Consider the following 18,944-nt stretch of genomic DNA (forward strand, 5'->3'; position numbering starts at 1 on the left):
GTCTGAGCCCTGCAGGCCAATTGCCAAGCTTGCCTGGATTGATAAAAACACCTCATAAGCCTTTGTCAGCAAAGACAATGCGTGCTCAAATTGAACATGCTGTGACACTTGGATTGGCGGTGCTGCTCGGCGACGGGCGAGGGCGTGGCATCAGGCACACAAACCCGTACAATGCGGGCATTGTGGCGTTATCGCCGTTTCATCCAGCCACCGCTCGGTGTTAAAAGTAGATTCAACGACGTTCGTTCATTTTTCAGCTGCTCGGATTGGGCAGTATTTACAGTTATTCAACAGATGGACGCGCTAAGCGCAGGAATAGACCCGTTTTGAAGAAATCCGCCGCAACACCTAAAGCAGCAGTCGTGCCGGCCTGGCGCCAGCACCTGCATTATCGACTCAAGGAAGGTGCGCTGATCGCCATCGGCGCGCTCTGCCTGTTTCTGATGATGGCCTTGCTCACGTACGGCAAGGACGATCCGGGCTGGAGTCACAACAGCAAGATCGAAGACGTGCAGAACTTCGGCGGCCCGGCCGGTTCCTACAGCGCCGATATCCTGTTCATGGTGCTGGGTTACTTCGCTTACATCTTCCCGTTGCTGCTGGCGATCAAGACCTGGCAGATCTTCCGTCAACGCCATGAACCTTGGCAGTGGAGCGGCTGGCTGTTCTCCTGGCGCCTGATCGGCCTGGTTTTCCTGGTGCTGTCCGGCGCGGCGCTGGCCCATATCCATTTTCATGCACCCACCGGCCTGCCGGCCGGCGCGGGCGGGGCGCTGGGTGAGAGCCTGGGCGACCTGGCGCGCAGGACCTTGAACATCCAGGGCAGCACCCTGATGTTCATCGCCTTGTTCCTGTTCGGCCTCACGGTGTTCACTGACCTGTCGTGGTTCAAGGTGATGGACGTGACCGGAAAGATCACCCTGGACCTGTTCGAACTGTTCCAGGGCGCCGCCAACCGCTGGTGGGCGGCTCGGGTCGAGCGCAAGCGCATGGTTGCGCAGTTGCGCGAAGTCGATACCCGCGTCAACGAAGTCGTGGCCCCGAGCACGCCGGACCGCCGCGAGCAGGCCAAGGTCAAGGAGCGCCTGATCGAACGCGAGCAGGCGCTGAGCAAGCATATGTCGGACCGCGAGAAACAGGTGCCGCCGGTGATCGCTCCTGCGCCCGTCAAGGCGCCCGAGCCCAGCCATCGTGTGCAAAAAGAGAAACAGGCACCGTTGTTTATCGACAGCGCGATCGAAGGCACCTTGCCACCGATCTCGATTCTCGATCCGGCCGAAAAGAAACAACTCAACTATTCGCCCGAATCCCTGGCGGCCGTCGGTCACTTGCTGGAAATCAAGCTCAAGGAGTTCGGCGTGGAAGTGGCGGTGGACTCCATCCACCCAGGCCCGGTGATTACCCGCTACGAAATCCAGCCGGCCGCTGGCGTGAAGGTCAGCCGCATCGCCAACCTGGCCAAGGACCTGGCCCGCTCCCTGGCCGTGACCAGTGTGCGTGTGGTGGAAGTGATCCCGGGCAAGACCACCGTGGGGATCGAGATTCCTAACGAAGACCGTCAGATCGTGCGCTTTTCCGAGGTGCTGTCGACGCCGGAATACGACAACTTCAAGTCGCCGGTCACCCTGGCCCTAGGCCATGACATCGGCGGCAAGCCGGTGATCACTGACCTTGCGAAAATGCCGCACCTGCTGGTGGCCGGTACCACCGGTTCCGGTAAGTCGGTGGGTGTGAACGCGATGATCCTGTCGATCCTGTTCAAATCCGGCCCGGACGACGCCAAGCTGATCATGATCGACCCGAAGATGTTGGAACTGTCGATCTACGAAGGCATCCCGCATCTGCTGTGCCCGGTGGTCACCGACATGAAGGACGCCGCCAACGCTCTGCGCTGGAGCGTCGCTGAGATGGAGCGCCGCTATAAGCTCATGGCGAAGATGGGCGTGCGTAACCTGTCGGGCTTCAATGCCAAGATCAAGGAAGCCCAGGAGCGCGGCGAGACCATTGATGATCCTCTGTACAAGCGTGAAAGCATTCACGACGAAGCGCCGAAACTGACCAAGCTGCCGACCATCGTGGTGGTGGTCGACGAATTCGCCGACATGATGATGATCGTCGGCAAGAAGGTCGAAGAGCTGATCGCCCGTATCGCCCAGAAGGCCCGTGCGGCCGGTATTCACTTGATCCTGGCGACCCAGCGTCCCTCGGTGGATGTGATCACCGGTCTGATCAAGGCCAACATCCCGACACGCATGGCGTTCCAGGTCTCGAGCAAGATCGACTCGCGTACCATCATCGACCAGGGCGGCGCCGAGCAACTGCTGGGTCACGGTGACATGCTCTACATGCCACCGGGTACCAGCCTGCCGATCCGGGTTCACGGTGCGTTCGTCTCCGACGATGAAGTGCACCGCGTGGTGGAGGCCTGGAAACTGCGTGGCGCTCCCGAGTACAACGACGACATCCTCAACGGCGTCGAAGAAGCCGGCAGCGGCTTTGAAAACGGCGGCGGCGGGGGAGACGACGATGCTGAAACCGACGCCCTCTACGACGAAGCCGTGGCGTTCGTACTGGAAAGCCGCCGCGCCTCGATTTCTGCCGTGCAGCGCAAACTGAAAATCGGCTACAACCGCGCCGCCCGCATGATCGAAGCCATGGAAATGGCCGGTGTCGTGACCGCAATGAATACCAACGGCTCGCGTGAAGTCATCGCCCCCGGGCAGATGCGCGACTGATCCCGCGCCGTGTGGCCACACACGGCGCGCCCTGACACTCAATGAGGACTCCCATGCGTCTTATCCGCATGCTGTTGTTGCCGGCACTGGCCCTGACCGCTGTTTCGGCTCACGCTGACCCGGCCTCCGTCGCCAGCCTGAAGAACCTGTTGGACAAATCCCAGACCCTGACCGCGCGCTTCTCCCAGTTGACCCTGGATGCCGGTGGTACCCAGTTGCAGGAAACCGCCGGCGAAATGGCCGTGCAGCGTCCTGGCCTGTTCTACTGGCATACGGAAGGCAAGTCTGAGCAGACCATCGTCTCCGACGGCCAGAAGGTCACCCTGTGGGACCCGGACCTGGAGCAGGCGACCATCAAGAAGCTCGACCCGCGCCTGAACCAGACGCCGGCGCTGCTGCTGTCGGGCGACGTATCGAAAATCAACGACAGCTTCGATATCACGTCCAAGCAAACCAGCAACGTGATCGAGTTCACCCTCAAGCCCAAATCCAAGGACACGCTGTTTGATACGCTGTCGTTGTCATTCGGCAATGGCGTGATCAACAACATGCGCCTGGTCGACAGTGTTGGCCAGCGCACCGATATCCTGTTCTCCGGCGTCAAGGCCAACCAGCCTGTACCCGCTTCCAGGTTCAAGTTCGACATCCCCAAGGGTGCCGACGTGATCCAGGAATAAATCTCCCAGAGGTTTCAAACGCTGCCCATGGATCTGTTTCGAAGTGACCCGATTGCTCAGCCCCTGGCCGCGCGCTTGCGCTCGACCAACCTGGATGAGTACGTCGGTCAGGAACACCTGCTCGCTCGCGGCAAGCCATTGCGTGAAGCCCTGGAGCAGGGTGCGCTGCATTCGATGATTTTCTGGGGGCCGCCGGGGGTGGGCAAGACCACCCTGGCGCGGCTTCTGGCAAAAGTCTCGGATGCTCACTTCGAAACGGTCTCGGCGGTACTCGCCGGGGTCAAGGAGATCCGCCAGGCGGTGGAAGTCGCCAAGCAGCAGGCCGGGCAGTACGGCAAGCGCACCATCCTGTTCGTTGACGAAGTCCATCGCTTCAACAAGTCGCAGCAGGATGCGTTTTTGCCGTATGTCGAAGACGGCACGCTGATCTTTATCGGTGCCACCACCGAAAACCCATCGTTTGAACTCAATAACGCCTTGCTCTCGAGGGCGCGGGTCTACGTGCTCAAGAGCCTGGATGAAGCGGCGATGCAGAAGCTGCTGCACCGAGCCTTGAGCGAAGACAAGGGCCTGGGCAAGCGCCAACTGACGGTTGGCGACGAAGCCTTCAAGATTTTGCTGACTGCCGCCGACGGTGATGGCCGACGCTTTCTCAACCTGCTGGAAAACGCCTCCGACCTGGCCGAGGACGGCCACGAAATCGGCGTCGAGCTGCTGCAAAGCCTGCTGGGCGACACCCGTCGTCGTTTCGACAAGGGCGGCGAGGCGTTCTACGACCAGATCTCCGCGCTGCACAAGTCGGTGCGAGGCTCCAACCCCGATGGCGCGTTGTATTGGTTTGCACGCATGATCGACGGTGGTTGCGACCCGCTCTACCTGGCGCGGCGCGTGGTGCGCATGGCCAGTGAGGACATCGGCAACGCCGACCCACGTGCCTTGAGCCTGTGCCTCGCCGCATGGGAAGTGCAGGAACGCCTCGGCAGCCCGGAAGGCGAACTGGCCGTGGCCCAGGCCATTACTTACCTGGCGTGCGCCCCGAAAAGCAACGCGGTGTACATGGGGTTCAAGTCGGCCTTGCGCGCCGCCGCCGAGCATGGCTCGCTCGAAGTGCCGCTGCACCTGCGCAATGCGCCGACCAAGCTGATGAAGCAGCTGGGTTATGGCGACGAATACCGCTACGCCCACGACGAACCCGATGCCTATGCCGCCGGTGAAGACTACTTCCCCGACGCGCTGGACCCGCAGCCGTTCTACCAGCCGGTGCCCCGGGGCCTGGAGCTGAAGATCGGTGAAAAGCTCAATCACCTCGCTCAACTCGATCGACTCAGCCCCAGGCAGCGGAGAAAGTAGTGCTCAAGACGATTCTTGCCGTGTCCGTTGCCGGCATCGCTGGTACATTATTGCGTTTCGCCACGGGGACCTGGGTCAGCGCCAATTGGCCGAAGCATTTTTATATGGCGACGCTGGCGGTCAACCTGGTCGGTTGCCTGATCATCGGGCTGTTGTACGGCTGGTTCCTGCTGCGCCCGGAAGTGCCGATTGAAATTCGCGCCGGCTTGATTGTCGGCTTTGTAGGCGGTCTGACGACCTTTTCATCCTTTTCACTGGATACGGTGCGCCTGCTGGAAAGCGGGCAGGCCCTGGTAGCCTTCGGTTACCTGGGCATCAGCGTGTTCGGCGGGCTGCTCGCCACCTGGGCCGGCCTGTCCTTGACCAAACTTTGATAAACGAGAGACCGACATGCTCGATTCCAAACTGTTACGTAGCAACCTTCAGGACGTAGCGGACCGCCTGGCATCCCGTGGCTTTGCCTTGGATGTTGCGCGCATCGAAGCGCTGGAAGAACAGCGCAAGACCGTCCAGACCCGCACCGAAGCACTGCAGGCTGAGCGAAATGCGCGTTCCAAATCCATCGGTCAGGCCAAGCAGCGCGGCGAAGACATCGCGCCGTTGATGGCGGACGTCGAGCGGATGGGCACTGAGTTGTCCGAAGGCAAGGTCGAGCTGGACAAGATCCAGTCCGAGCTGGATTCGATCCTGCTGGGCATCCCTAACATCCCGCACGAATCGGTGCCGGTCGGTGAAGACGAAGACGGCAACGTCGAAGTGCGCCGTTGGGGCACGCCAAAAGCCTTTGATTTCGAGATCAAGGACCACGTTGCCCTGGGTGAACTGACCGGCGGCCTGAATTTCGAAACCGCCGCCAAGATGTCCGGCGCGCGTTTCTCCTTGCTGCGTGGCCCGGTGGCCCGCCTGCATCGCGCCCTGGCGCAGTTCATGATCAACCTGCACACCGCCGAGCACGGTTACGAGGAAGCCTACACGCCTTACCTGGTGCAGGCCCCGGCGTTGATGGGCACCAGCCAGCTGCCGAAGTTCGAAGAGGACCTGTTCAAGATCAGCCGCGAAGGCGAGGCCGACCTGTACCTGATCCCGACCGCCGAAGTGTCGCTGACCAACATCGTCTCCGGCGAGATCCTCGACGCCAAGCAACTGCCGTTGAAGTTCGTGGCTCACAGCCCATGCTTCCGTAGCGAAGCCGGTGCATCGGGCCGCGACACCCGCGGCATGATCCGCCAGCACCAGTTCGACAAGGTCGAGATGGTGCAGATCGTCGAGCCGTCGACCTCGATGGACGCCCTGGAAGGCCTGACCGCCAACGCCGAGCGCGTCCTGCAACTGCTCGAACTGCCGTACCGCGTACTGGCGCTGTGCACCGGCGACATGGGCTTCAGCGCCGTGAAGACCTACGACCTCGAAGTGTGGGTGCCAAGCCAGGGCAAATATCGCGAGATTTCGTCGTGCTCCAACTGTGGCGACTTCCAGGCCCGTCGTATGCAGGCGCGTTTCCGTAACCCGGAAACCGGCAAGCCGGAGTTGGTACACACACTCAACGGTTCGGGGCTGGCGGTAGGCCGTACCCTGGTGGCCGTGCTGGAAAACTACCAGCAGGCTGACGGTTCGATCCGCGTGCCTGAGGTGCTCAAGCCGTACATGGCGGGCGTTGAGGTCATCGCCTAAATGGAATTTCTGCCGCTGTTTCATAACCTGCGCGGCAGTCGAGTGTTGGTCGTCGGTGGCGGGGAGATTGCCTTGCGCAAATCCCGGCTGCTGGCCGACGCCGGTGCGTTGCTGCGGGTGGTTGCTCCCCAGATCGAAGACCAGTTGCGTGAACTGGTGCTGGGCATTGGCGGGGAACTGATTTTGCGCGGTTATCAGGAGGCCGACCTCGACGGTTGCACCCTGATCATCGCGGCAACCGACGACGAGCCCCTGAACGCGCAGGTGTCCAGCGATGCCAAGCGCCGTTGCGTGCCGGTCAATGTGGTGGATGCGCCGGCGTTGTGCAGCGTGATCTTCCCGGCGATTGTCGACCGCTCGCCGCTGGTGATTGCCGTCTCCAGCGGTGGCGATGCGCCGGTGCTGGCGCGGTTGATCCGGGCCAAGCTGGAGACCTGGATTCCGTCCACCTACGGCCAGTTGGCCGGGTTGGCGGCGCGTTTTCGTGCGCAGGTCAAGGGTTTGTACCCGGATGTGCAGCAACGCCGGGCGTTCTGGGAAGAGGTTTTCCAGGGGCCGATTGCCGACCGCCAACTGGCCGGGCAGGGCGCTGAAGCCGAGCGTCTGCTGATCGAGAAGGTCAACGGTGCACCGCCCTATGCACCGGGCGAGGTGTATTTGGTGGGTGCAGGCCCAGGTGACCCCGACCTGCTGACCTTTCGCGCCCTGCGCTTGATGCAGCAAGCCGATGTGGTGCTGTATGACCGCTTGGTGGCACCGGCGATTCTCGAATTGTGCCGTCGCGATGCCGAGCGCGTGTATGTCGGCAAGCGTCGCGCCGACCATGCCGTGCCGCAGGACCAGATCAACCAGCAACTGGTGGACCTGGCCAAGCAAGGCAAGCGCGTGCTGCGTCTCAAAGGGGGCGACCCGTTCATCTTTGGTCGTGGCGGCGAAGAGATCGAGGAACTGGCGGCCCATGGCATTCCGTTCCAGGTGGTGCCGGGAATCACGGCCGCCAGTGGTTGCGCGGCGTATGCCGGGATTCCCCTGACGCACCGCGATTATGCGCAGTCGGTGCGTTTTATCACTGGGCACCTCAAAGACGGGACTTCGGACCTGCCTTGGCTGGACCTGGTAGGGCCGTCGCAGACCCTGGTGTTCTACATGGGGTTGATTGGCTTGCCGATCATCTGCGAGCAGTTGATCAAGCACGGGCGTTCGGCCGACACCCCGGCGGCGCTGATCCAGCAGGGCACCACGTCCAACCAGCGCGTGTTTACCGGCACCCTGGCCGATTTACCACGCATGGTGGCGGAGCATGAAGTGCATGCGCCGACGTTGGTCATCGTCGGCGAGGTGGTCGTGTTGCGCGAAAAACTGAAGTGGTTCGAGGGCGCTCAGGAACAGCTTTAAGCCTCAAGAGCATCGGGAGCAAGCCCCCTCCCACATTGGAATGCATTCCAGAGTGTGGGAGGGGGGGCTTGCTCCCGATGAGGCCCTCAAGCGCAGCCCATTATCCGGATCAGCTCCAAACACCTTGACCGGCTAATCGCTCGCGATCATGTTCGGCATCAAACGCTTGCAATGGGCCTTTGGGCACAATCCCCGTCGGATTGATCGTACGGTGACTGGCATAGTAATGCCCCTTGATATGCTCGAAATCCACCGTCTCGGCTACGCCCGGCCACTGATACATTTCCCTCAGCCAGTTCGACAGGTTCGGATAATCCGCAATCCGGCGCAGGTTGCATTTGAAATGGCTGTAATACACCGCGTCAAAGCGAATCAGCGTGGTGAACAGCCGCACGTCGGCCTCGGTCAGGTATTCGCCGGCCAGGTAGCGATGGTCGCCCAAGTGCTGTTCCAGGTGGCTGAGTTCGGCAAACACATCATCAAATGCACTTTCGTACGCCTGCTGCGAGGTGGCGAAACCGGCGCGGTATACGCCGTTGTTCACGGCGGGGTAGATGCGTTCGTTCAGCGCATCGATAGTGGGGCGCAGGGCCTCGGGGTAAAAATCCAGCGTGTTGCCGGTCAGTTCGTTGAACGCACTGTTGAACATGCGGATGATCTCCGCCGATTCATTGCTGACAATGCGCTTGAGCTGCTTGTCCCACAGCACCGGCACCGTGACGCGGCCGGTGTAGTCGGCGGTGTCGGCGGTATAGCGTTGGTGCATGAATTCGAAACCCTCCAGCTTGTCGCCGGTAGAACCGTGGGCCTTGTCGAAGGTCCAGCCGTTTTCCAGCATCAGCCAGCTGACCACCGACACGTCGATCAGGCTTTCCAAACCTTTGAGCTTGCGCAGGATCAAGGTGCGGTGAGCCCAGGGGCAGGCGAGCGACACATACAGATGGTAGCGTCCGGCCTGGGCCTTGAAGCCACCTTCACCAGTGGGGCCAGGCCTGCTGTCGGTGGTGACCCAGTTGCGGCGTTGCGCCTGTTCCCGTTGGAACGCACCGTCCGCGCTACTTTCGTACCACTGGTCTTTCCAATGTCCTTTGATCAGCAAGCCCATGACTGGCTCCTCGACTAATAAGTAAGCGTTGGAGGCCAGTTTAAAGGGCTGAGTTCGATTTAAAAGCGCAAAGACCGGGCGTTAATGATCGACTAAATCGATTTATCCCGAGCATCCCAGTATTGCTGGGCCAACGCGAATGCCTGCTCGCGGGGATGCCCCAGGCCACGCAAGGCCAGGGCCATGGTAGCGATCAACGCCAGTTGCGGATAACTGTCCTCGACGTCGCCGCGCCACAGCGCCTTCAGGTGTTCGGGCTCGAGTGTGGCCGGTTTGACGTGGCGCTGGGTGGAGAGGGCGGGCCACTCTTCATCCCAGCTTTCGCCGCCGGTGGTGCCATAGAGATGGCTCGCAGCGTCGGGGTTGATCTCGATTTCGCCGCCGTCACCCTTCACCACGATCACATTGTCGCCCAGCAGGCCGCTGGCATCACGGTGCACACCCTGGTAACCGGGATGGAAAATGCTTTGCAGGCCAAGGCGTGCATTCAGCGGGTTGAGCAGGCGCGCCAGGGAGTGGATCGGCGAGCGCAGGCCCAGGGTGTTGCGCAGGTCGATCATGCGTTGCAGTTGCGGTGCCCAGTCACCCAGTGGGATAAACGCCAGGTTGCCGTGCGCATAGGCCGCTTCCACCTGGCGCCAGTTGCGGCACAGCGGAATCTGCAAGCCTTCCAGCAATTGCTCGGTGTACAGCCGGCCTGCCGTGTGGGCGCCACCCCCGTGCATGAGGATGCGCACACCGTTTTGTGCCAGGCATTTGGCCGCCAGCAGGAACCAGGGCAGGTGGCGTTTCTTGCCGGCATAGGACGGCCAATCGATATCCACGTTCAGCGCCGGAGCCTGCAAACGCTCGCGGACGGCCTCGGTGAAGCCGGCGAGCTCTTGCGGGCTTTCTTCCTTGTGGCGCAGCAGCATCAGGAACGCACCGAGCTGGGTGTCTTCGACTTGTTCGTCGAGCAGCATGCCCATGGCCTCGCGGGCCTCTTCGCGGGTGAGGTTGCGCGCGCCGCGCTTGCCTTTGCCCAGGATGCGTACGAACTGTGCAAACGGGTGCTCGGCAGGCGTTTCGAGGGTCAGCGGGGCAAAGTCGGTCATAGGCAATTCGTCGGTCTGGGCAGGCCCGCCAGCTTGGCGGCGAGTTTGGCGGGAGTGCCGTTGAACAGTTTGTTGAGGTACAGGCTGTTGCCCTTTTCCGGGCCCAGCTTCAAGGCGGTGTACTTGATCAGCGGGCGCGTGGCGGGAGACAGCTGGAACTCGGCGTAGAAGCCGCGCAGCAGTTCGAGGATTTCCCAGTGCTCCGCCGTCAGCGTCAACGCTTCGGCGGCGGCCAGGGCGTTGGCGACCTCGGCGGACCATGCGTTCAGGTCGACCAGATAACCGTCCTTGTCCAGTTCGAGGGTGTGCGAACCCACGGTCAGCGTATTCATAGCCAGGTGTTGACCTTGTCGTAGTCGATCGACAGTTGTACGAAGCCTGGATAGTTGACGCTGTCGGCCCAGTCCGGCAGGGGCAGGTTACGCGCCTGCAGGTCTTCGGCCAGCACCCATACCTTCAGGCCCTTGGTTTGCAGGGCTGCATTGTGCAGCCCATAGGTGCCGTCGCCGCAGAGCAGGATCGCGTCATCGGCAGCGCAGATGCGCAGGCAACTGGCGAGCCGGCTGTCGGTGAAGGGGGAGTGAGATACCACATGGAGAGTCGACATCAGAGGGTGATCACCTGGTCGTAACGGTCAATCAGTTGGGAGATTTGTGCATTGCCCAGCGCTTCGGCGCTGGCCGGCGCCGTGAGCCCGCGTTCGGCGAGGCTATGTTGGCAGGCGAAGACCTCATCGATGCCGAACAGCCCCAACGCCTGCAGGTTGGCGCTCAGGTCTTTTTGTTGCACGGCCTTGGCGTCCTGATGCGGCGCCAGCTGGAACACGCCGTCATCCATGAACAATAAGCCGATGGGCAGATCGAACGCGCCGCCGGCCAGCACGATATCCAGCGCTTCACGTGCGCTCGGCCCGGACCACGGTGCCTGGCGGCTGATCACCAGTAAAGATTTGGACATGTCATGGCCCTCCAAAGCAGATGAGGCGGTCGGCCGCCTGGGCGGCGTCGTGCAATTGCCCCAGGCCCGAGAGTGCCCACGGTGCCTCCAGGTTCACGGCACTACGTTGGTAGCGCGTGGCCTCTTCACTGTTGAGCACGCCACGGCGCAAGGCGGCGGCAATGCACACCACGCCGTCGAGCTGGTGCGCGCTGACGAATTCGCGCCACTGGCGCGCAATGTCTTGCTCATCCTGGGGCGCAACCACGTTGTTGGAGGCGCTATAGACGCCATCCTGATAAAAAAACAGCCGCACGATCTCATGCCCGGCCGCCAGCGCCGCCTGAGCGAACAGCAAGGCGCGGCGTGAGGAGGGCGCATGGGCGGCGGAAAACAGCGCTATCGCGAACTTCATGGGACACTCTGCCAGCAAACGTGGGCCAATGATAAAGCCGCCGCCGCGAAAAAGCCCGCCGTGATCAAAACGGTCACCGTCGCTGATCGTTCCGGCGATTGCCGGTAGGCGCAAGGCTGCCTAGTCTAGGGGCATTCGAAGTGCAAACGGAGTCTCCATGTCTGGTCCCTTGGCGTCCCTCAAAGTGCTGGATTTTTCCACCTTGCTGCCTGGCCCCTTTGCGTCGCTGATGCTGGCGGACATGGGCGCTGAAGTGCTGCGCATCGAGTCGTCCACGCGCATGGACCTGTTACGGGTGTTGCCGCCCCATGATCAGGGGACCTCGGCGAGCCATGCGTACCTCAACCGCAATAAGCGCAGCCTCGCGCTGGACCTGAAACGCGCCGAAGCGCTGGAGATCGTGCGTGAACTGGTCAAGGACTACGACATCCTCGTCGAACAGTTCCGCCCAGGGGTGATGGCGCGCCTGGGTTTGGGCTACGAGGCGCTGAAGGCGATCAACCCTCGGCTGATTTACGTATCGATCACCGGCTACGGCCAAACCGGCCCCTACAAGGACCGCGCCGGGCACGATATCAACTACCTCGCGTTGGCGGGCGTGGCCAGTCATACCGGGCGCCAGGACAGCGGGCCAGTGCCGCTGGGCGTGCAGCTGGCGGATGTGGCTGGGGGTTCGCTGCACGCGGTGGTCGGGCTGCTGGCGGCGGTCGTCGCTCGACAGCAGAGCGGCGTCGGCCAGCATCTGGATGTGAGCATGACCGACTGTTCGTTCAGCCTGAACGCCATGGCCGGTGCGGGCTACCTGGCCTGTGGGGTGGAACCGGGGCGCGAGAATCATGTGCTCAATGGCGGCAGCTTTTACGACTACTACCGCACGCGAGATGGGCGCTGGATGTCGGTCGGCAGCCTGGAACCGGGGTTTATGCAGCAATTATGCGTGGCCTTGGGACGGCCGGAGCTGGCGGCCCAGGGCCTGTCACCCAGGCCGGAGCAGCAAAAGGCCCTTAAGCTGGCGCTGCAGATCGAGTTCGAGAAGCGCAGCTTCGATGAGCTGTGTGAGTTGTTTGCCGGGGTGGATGCCTGCGTGGAGCCTGTGCTCGGCTTGAGTGAGGCGGTGCAGCATCCGCAGTTGAAAGCCCGTGAGCTGGTGTGCCAGGTGCCAAGGGCCGATGGCTCGACCCAGGCGCAAATCGCCTGCCCGTTGAAATTTTCAGAGGGCTTGCCGGCGCCTCGACATATCGGGGTGGCGGTCGGTGCCCATAGTGATGAGGTGCTGATGGAATTGGGGATCAGCGCTCAACGGATAGCCGAGTTGCGGGGGGCCAACGTGGTTGGGTAGTGCCTGAACTGGCGCCATCGGGAGCAAGCCCCCTCCCACCGTTTGAAAGGCGGCGCGGTCAAAATGTGGGAGGGGGCTTGCTCCCGATGGGGCCCTCACTCCACCCGAGTTTCCCCGGTGAACACCAGGGTCTGCCGACACCGCCGACACAGATACCGCCTGCCCTGGGCCACCATGCCGTGGCGCTGTGGCGAAAACGGAAAGTCGCTGTCGGCACACGGGCATCGGTAGATATAGCGGGTGACTTGCCGGCGTTTCACGGCATAGGTGTGGCAACGATCCGGCGGCAGTTCGTAAACCCCGCGCATGATCAATTGCCATTCTTCGCCATGGGGTTGGATGCGCTCGCCAAACAACTGGTGGGCGATCAGGTGCGCGACTTCGTGGGCCACGGTCTGTTTCAGGAAGTGTTGGCTGTTTTCTCGGTACAACTGGGGGTTGAAACGCAGCAGGTTCTCGTGCAAATGCGCGACACCGGCTTTCTGGCCCCGCAGCTTGAGGCTGACCTGGGGGCGTTTGAAACTTCGTTTGAAAAAGGATTCGGCTAGCAGGAAACACTCTTCGACGCGGGTATTGAGTTGCTCGGGCATGCGGTACTGATCTCCAGAGATACCCAGTATGCCGCAAAGCTGGGCGTTTCCGAATCTGTCAGGCGCCGAATGGTCACGCATAAAGCACAAAGCCACCTTGCGGTGGCCTTGCCCAGGTCGATAAGCGGGTCAGTTGGTATAAATCGGGCCGACGCCCAGGCCCCAGACGATCACGGTAAACGCCATGATCGCCACCAGGACTACCAGCCCCACGGCCAGCACCGAACTGGAGAACAGGAAACCCTCGTCCGGGTCGATGTTCATGAAGGTCGGCAACCCCACATACAGCAGGTAAACGGTGTAGCAAATGGCTGCCGTGCCCACCATCATGCCCAGCCACATATGCGGATAGAGCGCCGCCAACCCGCCGATAAACAGCGGTGTCGCGGTGTAGGTCGCAAAGGCCACGCAGCGTGACATGCTGGGGCTGGCGTCATAGGTGCGGGCCATCCAGTGAATGAACGCGCCCATCACGGCCACGCCGCCGAGCATGGCCGCGTACGACATGATCGTCATCCAGAGCGCGCTTTCCTGGGTCAGCATCACCGGCGCGCGGCTGCCGATGACCCAGCCGACCTGGGTAGTGCCGATAAAGGCGGAGACGGCGGGGATCGCCGCGAGAATCAGGGTGTGAGTGAGGTACATGTGGCCGATGCTTTCTTCCTTATCGCCACGGATTTCCCGCCATTCCTGGTCGGGATGGGTAAACAGCCCCACGACGTGATGGATCATGCCAGTCACTCCTGTCGTTATTACCATCGCCCCCCATCGGAGCGCCTACGGGCCAGATGGCCTCAAAGGTCTGGATAGATATGCGACCTCAAGTCGCAGTATAGGAAGTGATGACCCGAAAAACTGTAAGGCTTTAGAGCAAATCGCACTGTAAACATTGGCCCTAATCGCGGCGGGGTCTGTTGATGGGAACGCGGCCCGCTCCCACATTGAATGTCGGCACTCGACATCGGTAAAATGCTGCGCTTTTCGTCACACACTTCTAGCGGATCCAAGCGCCATGGGCACTCTTACAGTCAACCAGAACAAACTGCAAAAACGCCTGCGTCGCCTGGCCGGTGAAGCGGTCACCGATTTCAACATGATCGAGGACGGCGACAAGGTCATGGTTTGCCTCTCCGGCGGCAAAGACAGCTACACCATGCTCGACGTGCTGTTGCACCTGCAGAAGGTCGCGCCGATCAAGTTCGAGATCGTCGCCGTCAACATGGACCAGAAACAACCGGGTTTCCCGGAGCACGTACTGCCGGCCTATCTCAAAGAGCTGGGCGTCGAGTACCACATCGTGGAAAAAGACACCTACTCGGTGGTCAAGGAGTTGATCCCGGAAGGCAAGACCACCTGTTCGCTGTGCTCGCGCCTGCGCCGTGGCACGCTTTATACCTTTGCCGATGAGATTGGCGCGACCAAGATGGCCCTGGGTCATCACCGTGATGACATCGTCGAAACCTTCTTCCTCAACATGTTTTTCAACGGCTCGCTCAAGGCCATGCCGCCCAAGCTGCGCGCCGATGATGGGCGCAACGTGGTGATCCGTCCGCTGGCGTACTGCAGCGAGAAGGACATCCAGGCCTACTCCGACCTCAAGCAATTCCCGATCATCCCGTGCAACCTGTGTGGTTCCCAGGAGAACCTGCAGCGTCAGGTGGTCAAGGAAATGCTGGTGGACTGGGAGCGCAAGACCCCTGGCCGAACCGAAAGCATCTTCCGCAGCCTGCAGAACGTGATCCCGTCGCAATTGGCCGACCGCAACCTGTTCGACTTCACCAGCCTGACGATCGACGAGACGGCGGCTTCGCGCTTCGTCAATGTAGTGAACCTCTGAGCCATTACTAGGCTCTGACACACGGCGCTCACGGGCGCCGTTTTCAATTCGATTGCCAGGAGAGGGCATGCGCGATTACAAGTGGCTGCACGAATATTGTCTGAACCGCTTCGGTTCAGCGGCCAAGCTGGACGCCCACCTGCCGGTGCCCAAGACCGCGGCGCAATTGCGCAAGATCAGTGATGACCGTTACCTGTCGACCCTGGCGCTGCGCGTGTTTCGCGCGGGCTTGAAACACAGCGTGGTGGACGCCAAGTGGCCGGCCTTCGAGCAGGTGTTTTTTGGCTTTGACCCGGAAAAGGTCGTGCTGATGGGCGCCGAACACCTGGAGCGTTTGATGCAGGACACGCGCATCATCCGTCACCTGGGCAAACTCAAAAGTGTGCCGCGCAATGCGCAGATGATCCTCGACATCGAGCAGGAGAAGGGCAGCTTCGGCGCATTCATCGCCGACTGGCCGGTGACCGACATCGTCGGGTTGTGGAAGTACCTGAGCAAGCACGGCCACCAGTTGGGCGGACTGTCGGCACCGCGCTTTTTGCGCATGGTGGGCAAGGATACCTTTGTGCCGAGCGATGACGTGGTGGCGGCTTTAAATGCGCAGAAGATCGTCGACAAGGCGCCGACCAGCCTGCGCGACCTGGCGGCGGTGCAGGCTGCGTTCAACCAGTGGCATGCCGAAAGCGGGCGGCCGATGTGCCAGTTGTCGATGATGTTGGCCTACACCGTCAATCACTGAGTAGTGAGCGGGCTTGTCCCGCGCTGGGCTGCGAAGCGGCCCCAACCCGGTCCCCGCGCTTTTTCAGAATAACCGCGGTGGTAGCGTTTAGGGCGGCTTCGCCACCCAGCGCGGGGCGAGCCCGCTCACTACAACTGCCGATCGAGCTGATGCCGCCAGCGCACATAGAGCAGGGCGGTGCAAAACACCGCCAGGCTCGCCAGCATCTCCAGCACCCCGAACACTTGCCGGTTCGGGTCATACGCGGCCAGCGCGCCCTTGATGAAATACAGGTTTACCACAAAGCACATCCACGAATGCCCACGGGCACTGCCCAGCAGCATCCCCGGCGCCAGTACCAGCAACGGCACCAACTCGATCAGCAGGATCACCCAGGGACGGGCGCCGTGCAGGTCGGCAACGAACAGGTAGTACCCGCACAGCAATCCCACCAGGCCCAGGAATGCCAGCAGGCTCAGCGCCCGTGCCACCTTGACCCGAGGTTCCAGCCACGCTTGCGATGGCAGGACCTTAGGCTTTCTGGCCACGGCCGTTCTCCAGCAGCAAGGCGGTGTTTGCCAGGCGCAGGCCCAGGGCGCGGCACAGCGTGATTTCATGTTGATCAAGCATGCGCTTGCCATCCGGCCCGGCATGGTGGCTGGCGCCATACGGCGTGCCGCCGCCCTGGGTGTCGAGCAGCGCCTGTTCGCTGTAGGGCAGGCCGGTGATCAGCATGCCGTGGTGCAGCAAGGGCAGCAGCATCGACATCAGCGTGGTCTCCTGGCCACCGTGCAGGCTGGCGGTGGAGGTGAACACCCCTGCGGGTTTGCCGACGAGGGCGCCGGTCAGCCACAGGTTGCTGGTGCCGTCGAGGAAATACTTGAGCGGCGCGGCCATGTTGCCGAAGCGGGTCGGGCTGCCCAGGGCCAGGCCCGAGCAGTTTTTCAGGTCATCGAGGCTGGCATACAGCGCACCTTCATCCGGGATGCTCGGCGCCACGGCTTCGCACTCGGTAGAGATCGCCGGCACGGTGCGCAGGCGCGCCTCCAGGCCGGCTTGCTCGATGCCCCGGGCAATTTGCCGGGCCATCTCGCTGACCGAGCCATTGCGGCTGTAATACAGCACCAGCACATACGGAGTCGTCACGGCAGGATCTCCAATACGTTCTCCGGCGGGCGACCGATGATGGCTTTGTCGGTGGTCTCCAGGATCGGGCGTTCCATCAGCTTTGGATGCGCGGCGATGGCGGCGATCAATTGCGTTTCGCTGAGGCCGGCGTCGGCCAGGTTGAGTGTTTTGTATTCCTCTTCACCGGTGCGCAGCAATTGGCGTGCGCTGATGCCGAGCTTGCTCAGCAGAGCCTTCAGTTGCGCGGCGTCCAGCGGGGTTTCCAGGTAGCGCACGACGGTCGGGGCCAGGCCGCGAGCCTCCAGCAGTTCGAGCGCACCGCGGGATTTCGAGCAGCGCGGGTTGTGATAAAGCGTCAGATCGGTCATGTGCGGGTCGCATCTTGCGTAAGGTGGCGGGTATTCTACCTGCGCTGCGGCTCGCTCTTAAACCGTAAGAGGCGATCGGTCGCAGACAATGTTCATTTTACGAAGGATTACCCCATGACTAGGCGACTGATCGGTGCATTGGCGATCATCACAACCCTGCTGCTCGGTGGCTGCGGCAATGACTATGGCGTTGACCAATACGGCCAGAAGGTGGCGGCCGAACGTCTGGACAAGCAATGGGTGGTGGTCAACTACTGGGCTGAATGGTGTGGCCCGTGCCGCACGGAAATCCCGCAGCTCAATGCCTTGGCCGAGCAGTTGAAAGCGCAGAATGTGGGGGTGTTCGGGGTCAATTTCGACAATGTGCAGGGTGAGGAGCTCAAGGCGGCCAGCGAGAAGCTGGGGATCAAGTTCACCGTCCTGGCGCAGAACCCCGAAGGGATCTTCGATATCCCGCGCAGCGAGGCGTTGCCGGTGACCTACATCATCGATGACAAGGGCAAGGTGCGTGAGCAGTTGATGGGCGAGCAGACGGCAGAGGGGGTGCTGGCCAAGCTCAAGGCTTTGCGCGGGTAAAGCGACAACTCAAGGCAAATGTGGGGGGCGGTGCGATGATTCGACTTGCTGCCGATGGCGGTGTGTCAGTCAGCTGATGTATTGACTGGCACATCGCTATCGGGAGCAAGCCCCCTCCCACAATTGGATCTCATCAGTCCACAGATCGGCGGATCAGCCTTCTTCCAGCCACAGGCGGATCGGCTTGCCCTCGGCCGGCCAGAAGCGGGTCTGTTCGATCGGCGAGATATCCCAGCGCTCAACGCCTTGCAGGGCCTGGAAGAAGCGGTGTTCCTGCTCCATCAAGGCCTCGGCGCAGAGCTTGCGGGTGCTGCCGAGCTTGCCGAAACTGAGTTTCTGGCCATCGACGGTGTACGGCGCAAACCAGTGGTTGCAGCCACCATTGCCATAGGCGCGACCATCGGCACCCAGAGTCACGGTCAGGTGCGCGTAGTCCATCAAGGGCCGCTCACCAATCCACTCCACCACGTAGCTGTGATCCTGTTCCAGCTTCGCCGTGTCGCTGGCGCAGCCGCCCAGGCCGATGCCGATGGCGGCAAGCAGCAGCGGGGCTTTCATTGTGCGGCCTGCTGGCATTTCGGGCAGCGGTGCTTGTCGCCTTCGCTGGCCCAGCCCAATTCCTTGATGCGCGCGTTGGCGGCCTGGGGGAGTGGCTCTTTGGTCAGCTTGGTTTCCACTGCAAATTCAAACTCCAGCACGCTCTCGCAGCTGTCGCAGTTGACCTTCCAGGTGTGAATCTCCAGCTCGCCGAATTTCGGCCCCTGGGCCATGGCGACCCATTGGCCCGCCGGGCGGATGGAATAGCGCGCGTCACCTTCGACGGTCAGGCGCATCGACAGGGTTTTACTGCCGCGCAGGGTGACGATCAGTACGTCGCCATGCTTGATCGAACCACCGTTGCCGGTGACCTGATAACGGCCCGGCACCAGGGCACGGCATTCGATCAGGGTGTGTTGCGGGCTCAGCAAGCTGAAGCGGAAATCGTGTTCGGCCATGGGTCCTCCAATTAG

23 protein-coding genes are annotated in these 18,944 nt (G+C 61.7%); 10 read left to right on the plus strand and 13 right to left on the minus strand.

Annotated elements, in window-relative coordinates; all coding sequences use genetic code 11:
* Positions 1-326 precede the first annotated feature (326 nt).
* From MJP36_RS13860 to cysG, 6 genes are read left to right on the plus strand one after another with little or no spacing between them, the layout of a single operon-like run.
* Entirely contained in the window at positions 327-2,735 is a 2,409-nt protein-coding gene (locus tag MJP36_RS13860) for a DNA translocase FtsK (RefSeq protein ID WP_060755652.1), read from the plus strand.
* A 53-nt stretch (positions 2,736-2,788) separates the two neighbouring features.
* A complete protein-coding gene (gene lolA, locus MJP36_RS13865) occupies positions 2,789-3,412 on the plus strand; it encodes an outer membrane lipoprotein periplasmic chaperone LolA (RefSeq protein ID WP_244385571.1) in 624 nt (207 codons plus the stop codon).
* 27 nt (positions 3,413-3,439) lie between these two features.
* On the plus strand, positions 3,440-4,762 hold the full coding sequence (locus MJP36_RS13870; RefSeq protein ID WP_060755650.1) for a replication-associated recombination protein A: 1,323 nt from the start codon (positions 3,440-3,442) through the stop codon (positions 4,760-4,762).
* Positions 4,762-5,136 carry a fluoride efflux transporter CrcB gene (crcB, locus tag MJP36_RS13875; protein WP_060755649.1) on the plus strand — a complete coding sequence of 125 codons (375 nt, stop codon included), beginning with the start codon at positions 4,762-4,764 and terminating at the stop codon, positions 5,134-5,136. The genes MJP36_RS13870 and crcB overlap by 1 nt, the downstream gene beginning before the upstream one ends.
* A gap of 16 nt (positions 5,137-5,152) precedes the next feature.
* Positions 5,153-6,433: a serine--tRNA ligase gene (gene serS, locus MJP36_RS13880; protein WP_060755648.1), complete on the plus strand. Its 1,281-nt coding sequence runs from the start codon at positions 5,153-5,155 to the stop codon at positions 6,431-6,433.
* Positions 6,434-7,828, plus strand: coding sequence for a siroheme synthase CysG (cysG, locus tag MJP36_RS13885; protein WP_244385572.1), 1,395 nt, complete (start codon positions 6,434-6,436; stop codon positions 7,826-7,828).
* A gap of 109 nt (positions 7,829-7,937) precedes the next feature.
* Here cysG and MJP36_RS13890 read toward each other — a convergent pair whose 3' ends face one another.
* The 6 genes from MJP36_RS13890 to tusD all read right to left on the minus strand — a co-directional run bounded on the left by MJP36_RS13890 (position 7,938) and on the right by tusD (position 11,378).
* Entirely contained in the window at positions 7,938-8,933 is a 996-nt protein-coding gene (locus MJP36_RS13890) for a glutathione S-transferase family protein (RefSeq protein WP_244385573.1), read from the minus strand.
* A gap of 92 nt (positions 8,934-9,025) precedes the next feature.
* On the minus strand, positions 9,026-10,027 hold the full coding sequence (locus tag MJP36_RS13895; protein WP_244385574.1) for a glycosyl transferase family protein: 1,002 nt from the start codon (positions 10,025-10,027) through the stop codon (positions 9,026-9,028).
* Positions 10,024-10,359, minus strand: coding sequence for a TusE/DsrC/DsvC family sulfur relay protein (locus MJP36_RS13900; protein ID WP_104994134.1), 336 nt, complete (start codon positions 10,357-10,359; stop codon positions 10,024-10,026). The genes MJP36_RS13895 and MJP36_RS13900 overlap by 4 nt, the downstream gene beginning before the upstream one ends.
* Positions 10,356-10,634 (minus strand): sulfurtransferase complex subunit TusB, encoded by a 279-nt coding sequence (tusB, locus tag MJP36_RS13905; RefSeq protein WP_104994133.1) that lies wholly within the window; start codon positions 10,632-10,634, stop codon positions 10,356-10,358. The genes MJP36_RS13900 and tusB overlap by 4 nt, the downstream gene beginning before the upstream one ends.
* Positions 10,634-10,984 (minus strand): sulfurtransferase complex subunit TusC, encoded by a 351-nt coding sequence (tusC, locus tag MJP36_RS13910; RefSeq protein ID WP_161549647.1) that lies wholly within the window; start codon positions 10,982-10,984, stop codon positions 10,634-10,636. The genes tusB and tusC overlap by 1 nt, the downstream gene beginning before the upstream one ends.
* 1 nt (position 10,985) lies before the next feature.
* Positions 10,986-11,378, minus strand: coding sequence for a sulfurtransferase complex subunit TusD (gene tusD / locus MJP36_RS13915; protein ID WP_060755641.1), 393 nt, complete (start codon positions 11,376-11,378; stop codon positions 10,986-10,988).
* Positions 11,379-11,535: 157 nt separating this feature from the next.
* Here tusD and MJP36_RS13920 point away from each other — a divergent pair, with 157 nt between their 5' ends.
* A complete protein-coding gene (locus MJP36_RS13920; RefSeq protein WP_244385575.1) occupies positions 11,536-12,717 on the plus strand; it encodes a CaiB/BaiF CoA transferase family protein in 1,182 nt (393 codons plus the stop codon).
* A gap of 95 nt (positions 12,718-12,812) precedes the next feature.
* Here the strand turns inward: MJP36_RS13920 and MJP36_RS13925 are convergent, their stop codons facing one another.
* Together MJP36_RS13925 and MJP36_RS13930 are read right to left on the minus strand one after the other, a co-directional pair.
* Positions 12,813-13,307 (minus strand): SprT family zinc-dependent metalloprotease, encoded by a 495-nt coding sequence (locus MJP36_RS13925; RefSeq protein WP_010567929.1) that lies wholly within the window; start codon positions 13,305-13,307, stop codon positions 12,813-12,815.
* A gap of 129 nt (positions 13,308-13,436) precedes the next feature.
* Positions 13,437-14,039, minus strand: a complete 603-nt coding sequence (locus tag MJP36_RS13930; RefSeq protein WP_090370282.1) for a Yip1 family protein — start codon at positions 14,037-14,039, stop codon at positions 13,437-13,439.
* A 280-nt stretch (positions 14,040-14,319) separates the two neighbouring features.
* Here MJP36_RS13930 and ttcA point away from each other — a divergent pair, with 280 nt between their 5' ends.
* Together ttcA and MJP36_RS13940 are read left to right on the plus strand one after the other, a co-directional pair.
* Positions 14,320-15,144: a tRNA 2-thiocytidine(32) synthetase TtcA gene (ttcA, locus tag MJP36_RS13935; protein ID WP_104994129.1), complete on the plus strand. Its 825-nt coding sequence runs from the start codon at positions 14,320-14,322 to the stop codon at positions 15,142-15,144.
* Between the two features lie 67 nt (positions 15,145-15,211).
* Complete coding sequence (locus MJP36_RS13940) at positions 15,212-15,883, plus strand: DNA-3-methyladenine glycosylase I (RefSeq protein ID WP_060755637.1); 672 nt, start codon at positions 15,212-15,214, stop codon at positions 15,881-15,883.
* Between the two features lie 128 nt (positions 15,884-16,011).
* Here the strand turns inward: MJP36_RS13940 and MJP36_RS13945 are convergent, their stop codons facing one another.
* The 3 genes from MJP36_RS13945 to arsC are packed head-to-tail and all read right to left on the minus strand — an operon-like array spanning position 16,012 to position 17,358.
* Entirely contained in the window at positions 16,012-16,410 is a 399-nt protein-coding gene (locus MJP36_RS13945; RefSeq protein WP_244385577.1) for a DUF2069 domain-containing protein, read from the minus strand.
* Positions 16,394-17,008: an NAD(P)H:quinone oxidoreductase gene (gene wrbA, locus MJP36_RS13950; protein ID WP_060755635.1), complete on the minus strand. Its 615-nt coding sequence runs from the start codon at positions 17,006-17,008 to the stop codon at positions 16,394-16,396. The genes MJP36_RS13945 and wrbA overlap by 17 nt, the downstream gene beginning before the upstream one ends.
* On the minus strand, positions 17,005-17,358 hold the full coding sequence (gene arsC / locus MJP36_RS13955; RefSeq protein ID WP_104994127.1) for an arsenate reductase (glutaredoxin): 354 nt from the start codon (positions 17,356-17,358) through the stop codon (positions 17,005-17,007). The genes wrbA and arsC overlap by 4 nt, the downstream gene beginning before the upstream one ends.
* A 114-nt stretch (positions 17,359-17,472) precedes the next feature.
* On the opposite strand from arsC, the gene MJP36_RS13960 reads away from it, so the two are divergent.
* Positions 17,473-17,934: a TlpA disulfide reductase family protein gene (locus MJP36_RS13960; RefSeq protein WP_161549642.1), complete on the plus strand. Its 462-nt coding sequence runs from the start codon at positions 17,473-17,475 to the stop codon at positions 17,932-17,934.
* Positions 17,935-18,087: 153 nt separating this feature from the next.
* Here the strand turns inward: MJP36_RS13960 and MJP36_RS13965 are convergent, their stop codons facing one another.
* Together MJP36_RS13965 and MJP36_RS13970 are read right to left on the minus strand one after the other, a co-directional pair.
* A complete protein-coding gene (locus MJP36_RS13965; protein WP_060755632.1) occupies positions 18,088-18,492 on the minus strand; it encodes an META domain-containing protein in 405 nt (134 codons plus the stop codon).
* Positions 18,489-18,929 carry a hypothetical protein gene (locus MJP36_RS13970; RefSeq protein ID WP_104994126.1) on the minus strand — a complete coding sequence of 147 codons (441 nt, stop codon included), beginning with the start codon at positions 18,927-18,929 and terminating at the stop codon, positions 18,489-18,491. The genes MJP36_RS13965 and MJP36_RS13970 overlap by 4 nt, the downstream gene beginning before the upstream one ends.
* Between the last annotated feature and the right edge of the window lie 15 nt (positions 18,930-18,944).

This window comes from Pseudomonas palleroniana, from assembly GCF_022836895.1.
GTDB lineage: Bacteria > Pseudomonadota > Gammaproteobacteria > Pseudomonadales > Pseudomonadaceae > Aquipseudomonas > Aquipseudomonas palleroniana.